Raw genomic sequence first — 11,788 nt, forward strand, 5'->3', positions numbered from 1 at the left:
CGGCGCTCGCACGCGCACGCGAGGCCGCGCTGGCTGCCGGCATCGCCGCACTGACCGCCGAGATCGACGCCGCCGGCCGAATGCTGGCCGCGCCTGCCGCGCGGCTCGTCGCGCAGCACACGTCGCGCGCCGTGGGACTCGACGACGTCGAGGCGCTGTTCGCGTCCAACGCGCTCGTCGTCGACGCGTGCCGATACACGGTGCGCGATCCGCGCACGACGGTGCCGCTCGCGCGCCGCCCGGTGCTGTTCGTGCTCGCGCGTGTGCTCGGCGAAGCGTGGCCGGCCGACGTGCCGCGCGACGCGCTGATCGCCGCCGCGTTTCGCACACGGCATCCTGACGACACGCATCGCGCGCGGCTGCGCGTCGAAATCGGCCGGCTGCGCGCGCTGCTGCGCCCGCTTGCGAACGTCACCGCGACGCCGCGCGGATTCGCGCTCGAACCGCTCGGCACGCGCGACGTCGCCGTGCTCGCGCGCCCGGTCGACGACCGCCATGCCGACGTGCTCGCGCTGCTCGCCGACGGCGAAGCATGGTCGAGCTCCGCCCTCGCGCTCGCGCTGGGCGCGAGCCAGCGCACCGTGCAGCGCGCGCTCGACGCACTCGCGGAAGCAGGCAAGGCGCACGCGTTCGGGCGCGGCCGCGCGCGCCGCTGGACCACGCCGCCGCTGCCGGGATTCGCGACGACGTTGTTACTCCCGATGCCGGTCGCGGGCGACTAGGATCGACTTGCATGACGAACCGCCCCGGCGACCGGCCGACCGAACGACAAGGTGATCACGATGACACGATCGAAAGCAGACATTCTTCGCGAATACGGCCCGTTTCCGGGCGTCGACGGCGTGCACGGCGTCACGTTCGACGGACAGCGGATCTGGTTCGCGTCCGGCGACAAACTCAACGCGCTCGATCCGGAGCGCGGCACGACGGTTCGCACGATCGACGTCGCCGCGCATGCGGGCACCGCGTTCGACGGCCGTCATCTGTTCCAGATCGTCGAAGACCGCATCGAGAAGATCGACCCCGAATCGGGCCGCGTGCTCGCGACGCTGCCCGCGCCGGGCGGCGGCGGCGATTCGGGTCTCGCGTGGGCCGAAGGCACGCTGTGGGTCGGCCAGTACCGCGAACGCAAGATTCATCAGGTCGATCCGCAGTCGGGCGCCGTGCTGCGCACGATCGAGTCGAACCGCTTCGTGACCGGCGTCACCTGGGTCGACGGCGAGCTGTGGCACGGTACGTGGGAAGCCGACCGCAGCGAGCTGCGACGCATCGATCCTGAGTCAGGCCGCGTGCTCGAGCAACTCGACCTGCCCGACGGCGTCGGCGTGTCGGGACTCGAATCGGACGGCGGCGAGCGCTTTTTCTGCGGCGGCGGCAACAGCGGCAAGCTGCGCGTCGTACGTCGCCCGGCGCGAACAGCGCCGCCGGACGACGCGCAACGCGAATCCACCGACGACTGACGCGAATCGCGCACCGCGCCGCGAGTGCAGGAATGGACAAGACGCGGCCGCACGAGCGCGGCTACCATGCGCGCTCGTCAGTAATTCGTCGGGAGCAGTGAATGCAGCGCGGTGTGGTGTACGGCGTCCTCGCGGGCGCCATGTGGGGCATGGTCTTTCTCGTTCCGCGTTTGCTGACCGACTTCTCGCCGCTGCTGCTGAGTGTCGGCCGCTACGCGATGTACGGGCTCGTGTCGGTGGCCGCCGCGTTGCCGGCGGCGCGCTCGCTGCTCGCACGGCTCACGCGCGGCGACCTGATCGCGCTCGCGAAGCTCGCGCTCGTCGGCAACGTCGCGTACTACATGTTGCTGTCCGCGGCCGTGCATTTGATCGGCATCGCGCCGAGCTCGCTGATCGTCGGCGTGCTGCCCGTCACCGTCACGCTCGCAGGGCTCGGCGACCGCGGCGCGGTGCCGCTGCGGCGGCTTGCCGCACCGCTCGCGCTCGTCGTCGCCGGCATCGCCTGCATCAACGTCGATCTGTTCACGTCGGAAGCCGCGCATGCGACGACGCTTGCGCAAAAGCTTGCCGGCATCGCCTGCGCGGCCGGCGCGCTCGCGAGCTGGACCTGGTATGCGGTCGCCAACACGCGCTATCTGCAGCGCCATCATCGTTTCGACGGCAACGAATGGTCGGTGCTGTGGGGCGTCGTGACCGGTGCGATCGGCGCGCTCGGCTGGGCCGTGATCGTCGCGCTGCCGGCCGGCACCGTACAGGCTGCGCTGCCCGCGTCGCGCTGGCACCTGTTCTGGCTGCTGAACCTCGGCCTCGCGATCGGCGCGTCGTGGCTCGGCAACGGGCTCTGGAACGCGGCGTCGAAGCGGCTGCCGCTCACGCTGTCGGGCCAGTTGATCGTGTTCGAGACGGTGTTCGCGATGCTCTACGCGTTCATCTTCGATCAGCGCATGCCGCGCGTGCTCGAAATCGCGGCGCTCGCGCTGCTGCTCGCCGGCGTGTACGGGTCGGTGCGGCGGCACGGCGATGCGGACGGTAACGGCAACACGCCGACGCGCGCCGCAATCGATCCGAACGCCGCCGCGCACTGAGCGCGGCCGCTTCGATCGGACGAATGGAACAAGCGCACGCGGCTCAGCGCGCGTCCTTGTGCATCCACTTGCGGCCTTCGAGGGAGCCGTCGCGGCGCGCCTTGTCGACACGCCGTTGACGCGCGATCTTCGGATCGACGATCAGCGGCCGATAGATCTCGACGCGATCGTGATCGGCGAGCGGCGCGTCGAGCGACGCGAGTTTGCCGTAGATGCCGGTTTTCGCATGCGCGAGATCGATTTCCGGATGCAGCGCGAGCACGCCGCTCGCCTCGATCGCCGCGCGCACGGTCGCGCCTTCGGGCAGCGACACCGGAATCAGCGTCTGACGGTCGGGCAGCGCATAGCAGACTTCGATCGACAGCATCGCCTCACCCTTTACCGTAGCGCTGGTCCGCGCGCTTCACGAACGAATCGACGAACGTGTTCGCGATATGGTTGAACACCGGACCGATGATCTTTTCGAGCAGGATGCTCGAGAACTCGTAGTGCAGCGAGAATTCGATCTTGCACGCATCTGCGCGCAGCGCGGTGAAGCGCCACGAGCCCGTGAACTTCTTGAACGGGCCGTCCGCGAAGTCCATGTCGATCCGCGTCGGACGCTGCTGCGTATTGCGCGTCGCGAAGTGCTGCTTGATGCCCTTGAAGTTGATGTCGATGCGCGCCTCCATTCCGCTCTCGTCCTGACGGCGAATCTCGACACCGCCGCACCAGGGCAGGAAATTGGGGTAGTCGGCCACGTCGGTGACGAGGTCGAACATCTGTTCCGCCGAATGACGGATCAATACGGTTTTCTGGACATCTGCCATAAATCGCGCGGCATCGCTGAAGGTGGGAAAGCAAGCCGGGCGATCCGCGCCCCGCTTTGCTAAAATCGTGATTTTAAACGAGTTGGCCCGATCCTTTCATGAGCATCATCGACAACAGGAAAGCGCACTTCGATTACCACATCGAGGAACGCTATGAGGCGGGGCTCGTGCTCGAGGGCTGGGAAGTCAAGGCGCTGCGCGCCGGGCGCGGGCAAATCAAGGAAGGCTACGTCGTGATCAAGAACGCCGAGATCTTCCTGATCGGCACGCATATCAGCCCGCTGCCCGAAGCCTCGACGCACATCAAGCCCGATCCCGTGCGCACGCGCAAGCTGCTGCTGCACCGTGACGAGATCAAGAAGCTGATCGGCAAGGTCGAGCAGCGCGGCTACACGCTCGTGCCGCTGAACTTCCACTACAAGGGCGGCCGCGTAAAGTGCGACATCGCGCTCGCGAAAGGCAAGAAGCTGCACGACAAGCGCGAAACCGAGAAGAAGCGCGACTGGGAACGCGAGAAGGCACGCATCATGCGGGCCGGCGCCTGACGCGGCGCGCGCACATCGCCTGAAACGATACGGCCCGCTTCGAGCGGGCCGTATGTTTTGGTCGACTCGACGATTCGTGCGCGTCAGCCGTTGCCGCGCGGCAGGTCGGCCGCGGCCGGCGTCGCGCGCTTGACGATCGTCAGTGCGGACGCGATCGCCGTGCCGAGATCGGACAGATTGGACGGCACGATCAGCGTATTGCCCTGCTTCGCGAGATTCGAAAACGCGCCGACGTACTGCTCGGCGACCTTCAGATTCACCGCATCCATCCCGCCTTGCGACTGGATCGCGCTCGCGATCTTCTGAATCGCCTGCGCATTCGCTTCGGCGACCGCGAGAATCGCGGCCGCTTCGCCCTGCGCCTGATTGATCGCGGCCTGCCGCTCGCCTTCGGACTTCTGAATTGCCGCCTCGCGCGCACCCGATGCGAGGTTGATCTGCTCCTGCTTGCGCCCTTCGGACGCGGCGATCAGCGCGCGCTTCTCGCGCTCCGCGGTGATCTGCGCCTGCATCGCGTGCAGAATTTCCTTCGGCGGCGTCAGGTCCTTGATCTCGTAGCGCAGCACCTTCACGCCCCAGTTCGCGGCGGCCTCGTCGAGCGCGGACACGATACTGTGATTGATGAAGTCGCGCTCCTCGAACGTCTTGTCGAGCTCGAGCTTGCCGACTACCGAGCGCAGCGTCGTCTGCGCGAGCTGCGTGATCGCGAGCACGAAGTTGCTCGACCCGTACGACGCCTTCATCGGATCGGTGACCTGGAAATACAGCACGCCGTCGACCTGCAGCTGCGTGTTGTCGCGCGTGATGCAGACCTGGCTCGGCACGTCGAGCGGAATCTCCTTCAGCACGTGCCGGTACGCGATACGGTCGACGAACGGCAGCACGATGTTCAGCCCCGGCGACAGCGTCGCGTGATAGCGGCCGAAGCGCTCGAGCACCCACGCGTGCTGCTGCGGCACGATCTTCACCGTCTTCGATACGATCACGATCGCGATGACGAGCAGTACGACCCAGATGATCAGCGAATCCATCGACATTTCCTCCTTGTTGTATGCACGGGCACGGACGATCAGCCCGCAGGTTTCGCGACGACCACGAGGCAGTTGCCGCGCACGGCGCTGACCTGATAGACGCGCGCATCGTCGCGCTCGCCGGCCGCCAGCTCGACGTCCCACTCGGCACCGCGATACTGGACGCGCGCGCGGCCGTCATGCCACGCGCCGACCGTGACGGTCGCGCCGATATCGAGGTTGACGTCGGGATTCGTCGACGTATCGCGCTTCTGCTTGCGCCCGAGCCCCGAGCGGCGCAGCACGATCATCGCGACGAGCGCGATGGCGGCGGCCGCGCCGATCTGCACGTGCGGCGGGAAGCCGGCGAGCTGCAGCAGTCCGCCGGCAACGAAGCCGAGCGCGATCATCAGCAGATAGAACGTCCCCGTCAGCAGCTCGGCCACGACGAGCACGCCGACTCCGACCCACCAGAACAACTGCGCCGACATCATTGCGGTCTCCTGCAAACGAAAACACCCCGGATCTACCGGGGTGTTTATAGCATGAACCTTGCATTTTGCCTTCAACGAAAGTGCGGCCGAGCCGCCCTTTCGTCGAAGCGACGCGATCGACCGTTATTTCCGGTTCGCGAGCGCCTGCCAGGTATCGATGATCGTGTCCGGGTTCAGCGAGATCGACACGATGCCTTCGTCGGTCAGCCACTGCGCGAAATCCGGATGATCGGACGGGCCCTGACCGCAGATGCCGACGTACTTGCCCATCTTGCGGCACGTATCGATCGCGCGCTTCAGCAGGAACTTGACCGCCGGATCGCGCTCGTCGAAATCGACGGCCAGCAGCTCCATGCCCGAATCGCGATCGAGGCCGAGCGTGAGCTGCGTGAGGTCGTTCGAGCCGATCGAGAACCCGTCGAAGTACTGCAGGAACTCTTCCGCGAGAATCGCGTTGGTCGGCACCTCGCACATCATCACGAGGCGCAGCCCGTTCTCGCCGCGCTTCAGGCCGAACTTCTCGAGCAGGCCGACGACGCGTTCCGCCTGCTTCACGGTGCGCACGAACGGCACCATGATCTCGACGTTGGTCAGGCCCATCTCGTCGCGCACGCGCTTGAGCGCACGGCACTCCATCTCGAACGCCTGCGCGAAGTCGTCGGCGATGTAGCGCGACGCGCCGCGGAAGCCCAGCATCGGGTTTTCCTCGTCCGGCTCGTAGCGCGAACCGCCGATCAGCTTCTTGTACTCGTTCGACTTGAAGTCGGACAGACGCACGATCACGGGCTTCGGATAGAACGCCGCGGCAATCGTCGCGACGCCTTCGGTCAGCTTGTCGACGTAGAACGCGCGCGGCGACGCATGACCGCGCGCGACGCTCTCGACGGCCTTCTTCAGATCCTGATCGACGTTCGGATACTCGAGGATCGCCTTCGGGTGCACGCCGATGTTGTTGTTGATGATGAACTCGAGACGCGCGAGGCCGACGCCGGCGTTCGGCAGCTGCGAGAAGTCGAACGCGAGCTGCGGATTGCCGACGTTCATCATGATCTTCACCGGAATTTCCGGCAGTTCGCCGCGCTGCACTTCGGTGACTTCCGTCTCGAGCAGCCCGTCGTAGATCTTGCCTTCGTCGCCTTCCGCGCACGACACGGTGACGAGCGCGCCGTCCTTCAGCACGTCGGTCGCGTCGCCGCAGCCGACCACGGCCGGCACGCCGAGCTCACGCGCGATGATCGCCGCGTGGCAGGTGCGCCCGCCACGGTTCGTGACGATCGCCGACGCGCGCTTCATCACCGGCTCCCAGTTCGGATCGGTCATGTCGGCGACGAGCACGTCGCCCGGCTGCACGCGTTCCATTTCCGACGGATCCTGGATCACGCGCACGGGGCCCGCACCGATCTTCTGGCCGATCGCACGGCCGGTCGCGAGCACCTGCGACTGGCCCTTCAGCTTGAAGCGCTGCTCGGCCTTGCCGCTCGCCTGGCTCTTCACCGTCTCCGGACGCGCCTGCAGGATGAAGATCTTGCCGTCGCGGCCGTCCTTGCCCCACTCGATGTCCATCGGACGCTGGTAGTGCTTCTCGATGATGACCGCGTACTTCGCGAGCTCGATCACGTCGTCGTCGGTGATCGAGTAGCGGTTGCGCTGCTCGTGCGGCACGTCGACCGTCTTCACGCGGCCCGGCTCGCCCGGCTGCGTGAATTCCATCTTGATCAGCTTCGAGCCGATCGAGCGGCGGATGATCGGGTACTTGTCCTGCGCGAGCGTGGTCTTGAACACGTAGAACTCGTCCGGGTTCACCGCGCCCTGCACGACCGTTTCGCCGAGACCGTAGCTCGACGTGATGAACACGGCGTCCTTGAAGCCCGACTCGGTGTCGATCGTGAACATCACGCCGGCCGCGCCGACGTCCGAACGGACCATGCGCTGCACGCCGGCCGACAGCGCGACTTCGGCATGCGTGAAGCCCTTGTGCACGCGATACGAGATCGCGCGGTCGTTGTACAGCGACGCGAACACATGCTTCATGCGGTCGAGCACGTCCTCGATGCCGACGACGTTCAGATACGACTCCTGCTGACCGGCAAACGAGGCGTCGGGCAGATCTTCGGCCGTGGCGGACGAGCGCACGGCGAACGACAGCTCGCCCGGCGAGCCGCTTTGCAGCACTTCGAACTGCGCGCGGATTTCCTGCTCGAGGCGCGGCTGCAGCGGCGCGTCGACGATCCACTTGCGGATTTCGGCGCCGGCTTCGGCGAGCGCCTTCACGTCGTCGATGTCGAGCGACTCGAGACGCTTCGCGATGCGGTCGGTGAGATCGTTGTGCTTGAGGAAATCGCGGAATGCGAGCGCGGTCGTGGCGAAACCGGTGGGAACGCGCACGCCTGCCTCGGCAAGCTGGCTGATCATCTCGCCGAGCGACGCATTCTTGCCGCCCACGATCTCCACATCGGTCATCCGCAACTGCTCGAACGGAATTACATACGCCTGGTCCTTTGCGACGTTTGCTGCGTTAGTCATACAAGCCCCTAAGTGTGAAAAAAATGCTCGATCGCGCAAGTGGGCTTGAACGCGGGCGCTTGCAAAAAGGCGCGGCGCGTCTTGCGCAACCTGTTAGATAAACAATCGCAGACGCGAACGCTTCCGGCCCGATTACAAAAATCCCGGCAGAAAGGCGAATTTTGCAGATGAATCGCCGAACTTGCCGGGAGTTTCGAATCGCTCGCGGCAAGCCTCGGGCATCGTACGCGCCCCGCCCCCGCAATTGCTTATCCAACAGGTTGCCGCTATTCTACCGTGCCGGCTGCAGGATGTGGCACGACCTTGTCACTGCGTCTGGAGGGCGGCCTCGAGCCGCCCGCGCAACCGCCCTTCACGTTCGACGTCCAGATTCATGCTGCCTACCGTTTTCATCGTCTCCGACGGCACGGGGATTACTGCCGAAACCTTCGCGCATTCGATCCTCTCCCAGTTCGACCAGAAGTTCCGCCTCGTGCGCGTGCCGTTCGTCGATTCGCTCGACAAGGCATACGCGACCGTCGAGAAGATCAACGAAGCCGCCGTGCACGACGGCCGCCGCTCGATCGTGTTCACGACGCTCGTCGACAGCGAGTCCAACGAGATCGTCAAGCGCTCGAACGCGCTCGTGCTCGACATGTTCCAGCGCTTCGTCGAACCGCTCGAGCAGGAACTGCAGCTGAAGTCGAGCCACGCGATGGGCCGCGGCCACCAGAACGCGGACACCGAGGAATACAAGACGCGCATCGAGGCGATCAACTTCTCGCTCGCGCACGACGACGGCCAGTCGAACCGCAACCTGTCGGAAGCGGACGTGATCCTGGTCGGCGTGTCGCGCAGCGGCAAGACGCCGACGAGCCTCTATCTCGCGATGCAGTACGGCGTGAAGGCCGCGAACTATCCGCTGATTCCGGAAGACTTCGAGCGCGGCAAGCTGCCGTCGGCGCTCGCGCCGCACCGCGACAAGCTGTTCGGGCTGTCGATCGATCCGCAGCGTCTGTCGGAGATCCGCAACGAGCGGCGTCCGGGCAGCAAGTACGCGGCGCCCGAAAACTGCCGCTACGAGATCAACGAGGCCGAGGCGATGATGCGGCGCGAAGGCATCAAGTGGCTGTCGTCGACGCACAAGTCGATCGAGGAAATCGCGACGACGATCCTGCAGGAGATCCGCCTCGAGCGGCAGTCGTACTGATCGTCGCGGCGGATCGTCCCGCCCGAAGCAAAAAGGCCGCGTTCGACGCGGCCTTTTTTCGTTCTCGCCCTGACGCGGCGATCTGCGCGCGAGATCACGCGCGACGCTGCTGCCGGACCTGCTCGAACAGACATACCGCGGCAGCTGCCGCGACGTTCAGCGACTCCATGCCGCCCGGCTGCGGAATCGTCACGCGATGAGCGGCGATGTCGCGCCAGAACGCCGACACGCCCGCGCCTTCGTTGCCGAACACCCACGCGACCGGTTGCGACAGATCGCAGTCGTAGATCGCCTGCGCGCCGTGCGAATCGGTCAGCGCGACCGGCACGTCGAGCCGCGCCGCGAGCGCGTCGGGCGCGACATCCTCGTGGATCGACAGCAGGAAATGCGCGCCCATGCCCGCACGCAGCACCTTCGACGACCACGCATACGCGGTGCCGGGCGCGCAGAACACGTGCCGCACGCCGGCCGCCGCCGCACTGCGCAGGATCGAGCCGACGTTGCCGGCGTCCTGCACGCCGTCGAGCACGACCGACGTATGGGCGACGCGCGCCGGCAGCGGCGGCGAGGGACGATCGACGAGCAGCAGGAAGCCGACGCCGTTGACGACGTTCGACAGCTGTCCGAACAGCGCATCGGGCAGCGTCACGATGCGCTGCGCGTCGATGCGTGCGACGATCGCCTGCGCTTCCGCATGGCCGAGCGCGCCTTCGGTCGCGACGCACAGCTCGGGTATCGCGCCCGTATCGAGATAGGCGCTCGCGAGGTGGAATCCTTCGAGCAGCGCCTGCCCGCTGCGGCGCTGATGGGGCGTCGAACCCGCGAGCGCCTTCAGGCGCTTGTAGAGCGGGTTGTCCCTTGACGTAATGGCTTTCATCGAATCAGATCGAGCGCTTCGCGCACGGGCGCGAACGAACGCCGATGCGCTTCGCACGGGCCGTGCTCGCGCAGCGCGGCAAGGTGTTGCGGGGTGCCGTAGCCTGCATGCACGTTGAAACCGTAGACGGGAAAACGTTCGTGCAGATCGACGAGCATGCGGTCGCGCGTGACCTTCGCGAGAATCGATGCGGCCGAGATGCTCGGCACGAGCGCATCGCCGCTGACGATCGCCTCCGCGCGCACGGACAGCGTGGGGCAGCGGTTGCCGTCGATCTGTGCGAGCGTCGGCAGGACCGACAGCCCTTCGACCGCACGCTTCATCGCGAGCATCGTCGCATGCAGGATGTTCAGCGAGTCGATTTCGTCGACGCTCGCCGATGCGACGCAATACGCGCGCGCATTCGACACGATCAACTCGTACAGCGCATCGCGCTTCTTCGCGGACAACACCTTCGAATCGTCGAGCCCATCGATCGGCCGGGCGGGATCGAGAATCACCGCGGCCGCGACGACGGGCCCGGCAAGCGGCCCGCGCCCCGCTTCGTCGACGCCGCAGACGATCTCGTCCGGGCGGTTGAAGTCGAAGCCCGCCTGCATATCGGCGAACGTGATGCGGCCTGCCGTCATGCGCGCCTCTTGCGCTGGTCGAGCACGCGCGCGACGGCTTCGGCCGCCTTCGCGGCGGTGTTCTGCCGCAGCGACACGTGCATCTCGGTGAACACTTCGGTCAGCGTGCGGCGGTTCGCGTCGTCGCGCAGCTGCGTAAGCGTCGCGTCGGCGAGCGCCTCGGGCGTCGCGAAATGCTGCAGCAGCTCGGGCACGACGAAGCGGCCGGCGAGAATGTTCGGCAGCCCCACGTACGGCAGATAGCCCTGCCGGCGCATGATCTGCCCCGTCAGCCAGGGCACCTTGTACGAGATCACCATCGGCTTTTTCAGCAGCGCCGCTTCGAGCGTGACGGTGCCGCTCTTCACGAGAATCGCGTCGGCGGCCGTCATCGCGACCTGCGAGCGGCCGTCGGTGATCGTCAGCGCAAGCTGCGGATGCGCGTCGACGAGCGGCTGCAGCAACTCGCGCAGCGCGGGCGTCGCCGCCGGCATCACGAAGCGCAGGCCCGGCTCGCGCTGCTGCATCAGCGCCATCGCCGCGAAGAAGGTCGGGCCGATCAGCGCGATCTCCGAGCGGCGGCTGCCGGGCAGCACCGCGATCACGGGGCCGTCGGCCGGCAGGCCGAGCGCGATGCGCGCGCCGTGCGTGTCGGGTTCGAGCGGAATCTCGTCGGCGAGCGGATGGCCGACGTACGTCGATGCGACGCCCGCCTTGTCGAGAATCGCCGGCTCGAACGGAAACAGGCAGAGCATGTGGTCGACGGACTTCGCGATCTTCTTGATCCGCCCGCCGCGCCACGCCCAGATCGACGGACAGACGAAGTGGATCGACGGAATGCCCGCGTCACGTGCCGCCTGTTCGACGTTGAAGTTGAAGTCGGGCGCGTCGACGCCGATGAACGCGTCGGGCCGCTCCGCGAGCAGCTGGCGCTTCAACTCGCCGCGGATGCGCAGGATCTCCGGGATCTGGCCGAGCGCCTCGACATAGCCGCGCACCGTCAGCTTGTCCATCCGCCAGTGCGAGTCGAAGCCCTGCGCGATCATCCGCGCGCCGCCGATCCCGTAATAGTGGGTCGACGCGGGCAGCCGCTCGCGCAATCCGCCGAGCAGCGACGCCGCGAGCAGATCGCCGGACGGTTCGCCCGCCACCATCGCGAGCCGGAGCTGAGTGGTCGGCAGCGGCATC

12 protein-coding genes and 1 pseudogene are annotated in these 11,788 nt (G+C 66.6%); 5 read left to right on the forward strand and 8 right to left on the reverse strand.

Features of this window, described 5'->3' with window-relative positions; genetic code table 11:
• The 3 genes and pseudogenes from HMPREF3115_RS15735 to HMPREF3115_RS15745 form a co-directional block, all read left to right on the forward strand.
• Positions 1-722, forward strand: a pseudogene (locus tag HMPREF3115_RS15735) (helix-turn-helix domain-containing protein); the annotation flags it as partial.
• A 60-nt stretch (positions 723-782) separates the two neighbouring features.
• Positions 783-1,460 (forward strand): Vgb family protein, encoded by a 678-nt coding sequence (locus HMPREF3115_RS15740; RefSeq protein WP_035488272.1) that lies wholly within the window; start codon positions 783-785, stop codon positions 1,458-1,460.
• 101 nt (positions 1,461-1,561) lie between these two features.
• The gene (locus HMPREF3115_RS15745) at positions 1,562-2,545 is read left to right on the forward strand and encodes a DMT family transporter (protein WP_006411595.1); all 984 of its coding nucleotides are present in this window, start codon (positions 1,562-1,564) and stop codon (positions 2,543-2,545) included.
• A gap of 43 nt (positions 2,546-2,588) precedes the next feature.
• On the opposite strand, the gene HMPREF3115_RS15750 is transcribed toward HMPREF3115_RS15745, so the two are convergent.
• Together HMPREF3115_RS15750 and HMPREF3115_RS15755 are read right to left on the reverse strand one after the other, a co-directional pair.
• Positions 2,589-2,912 carry an RnfH family protein gene (locus HMPREF3115_RS15750; RefSeq protein ID WP_070555046.1) on the reverse strand — a complete coding sequence of 108 codons (324 nt, stop codon included), beginning with the start codon at positions 2,910-2,912 and terminating at the stop codon, positions 2,589-2,591.
• A 4-nt stretch (positions 2,913-2,916) separates the two neighbouring features.
• Positions 2,917-3,354, reverse strand: a complete 438-nt coding sequence (locus HMPREF3115_RS15755; protein ID WP_006402667.1) for a type II toxin-antitoxin system RatA family toxin — start codon at positions 3,352-3,354, stop codon at positions 2,917-2,919.
• Between the two features lie 98 nt (positions 3,355-3,452).
• Between HMPREF3115_RS15755 and smpB the strand changes: the two genes are divergently transcribed.
• Positions 3,453-3,899, forward strand: coding sequence for an SsrA-binding protein SmpB (smpB, locus tag HMPREF3115_RS15760; protein ID WP_006402666.1), 447 nt, complete (start codon positions 3,453-3,455; stop codon positions 3,897-3,899).
• A gap of 83 nt (positions 3,900-3,982) precedes the next feature.
• Here the strand turns inward: smpB and HMPREF3115_RS15765 are convergent, their stop codons facing one another.
• The 3 genes from HMPREF3115_RS15765 to ppsA form a co-directional block, all read right to left on the reverse strand.
• Entirely contained in the window at positions 3,983-4,930 is a 948-nt protein-coding gene (locus HMPREF3115_RS15765; protein WP_006407697.1) for an SPFH domain-containing protein, read from the reverse strand.
• A 38-nt stretch (positions 4,931-4,968) separates the two neighbouring features.
• Positions 4,969-5,403: an NfeD family protein gene (locus tag HMPREF3115_RS15770; protein WP_070555047.1), complete on the reverse strand. Its 435-nt coding sequence runs from the start codon at positions 5,401-5,403 to the stop codon at positions 4,969-4,971.
• A gap of 123 nt (positions 5,404-5,526) precedes the next feature.
• Entirely contained in the window at positions 5,527-7,926 is a 2,400-nt protein-coding gene (gene ppsA, locus HMPREF3115_RS15775; RefSeq protein ID WP_006402663.1) for a phosphoenolpyruvate synthase, read from the reverse strand.
• A 373-nt stretch (positions 7,927-8,299) separates the two neighbouring features.
• Here ppsA and HMPREF3115_RS15780 point away from each other — a divergent pair, with 373 nt between their 5' ends.
• On the forward strand, positions 8,300-9,115 hold the full coding sequence (locus HMPREF3115_RS15780; protein WP_006402662.1) for a posphoenolpyruvate synthetase regulatory kinase/phosphorylase PpsR: 816 nt from the start codon (positions 8,300-8,302) through the stop codon (positions 9,113-9,115).
• 94 nt (positions 9,116-9,209) lie between these two features.
• Here the strand turns inward: HMPREF3115_RS15780 and HMPREF3115_RS15785 are convergent, their stop codons facing one another.
• From HMPREF3115_RS15785 to lpxB, 3 genes are read right to left on the reverse strand one after another with little or no spacing between them, the layout of a single operon-like run.
• A complete protein-coding gene (locus HMPREF3115_RS15785; protein WP_070555049.1) occupies positions 9,210-9,992 on the reverse strand; it encodes a TrmH family RNA methyltransferase in 783 nt (260 codons plus the stop codon).
• Complete coding sequence (rnhB, locus tag HMPREF3115_RS15790; protein ID WP_006402660.1) at positions 9,989-10,621, reverse strand: ribonuclease HII; 633 nt, start codon at positions 10,619-10,621, stop codon at positions 9,989-9,991. The genes HMPREF3115_RS15785 and rnhB overlap by 4 nt, the downstream gene beginning before the upstream one ends.
• A complete protein-coding gene (gene lpxB / locus HMPREF3115_RS15795) occupies positions 10,618-11,787 on the reverse strand; it encodes a lipid-A-disaccharide synthase (protein ID WP_070555050.1) in 1,170 nt (389 codons plus the stop codon). Before lpxB ends, rnhB begins: the two co-directional genes overlap by 4 nt.
• Position 11,788: the final 1 nt, after the last annotated feature.

It is taken from the genome of Burkholderia sp. HMSC10F09 (assembly GCF_001806955.1).
Lineage (GTDB): Bacteria > Pseudomonadota > Gammaproteobacteria > Burkholderiales > Burkholderiaceae > Burkholderia > Burkholderia multivorans.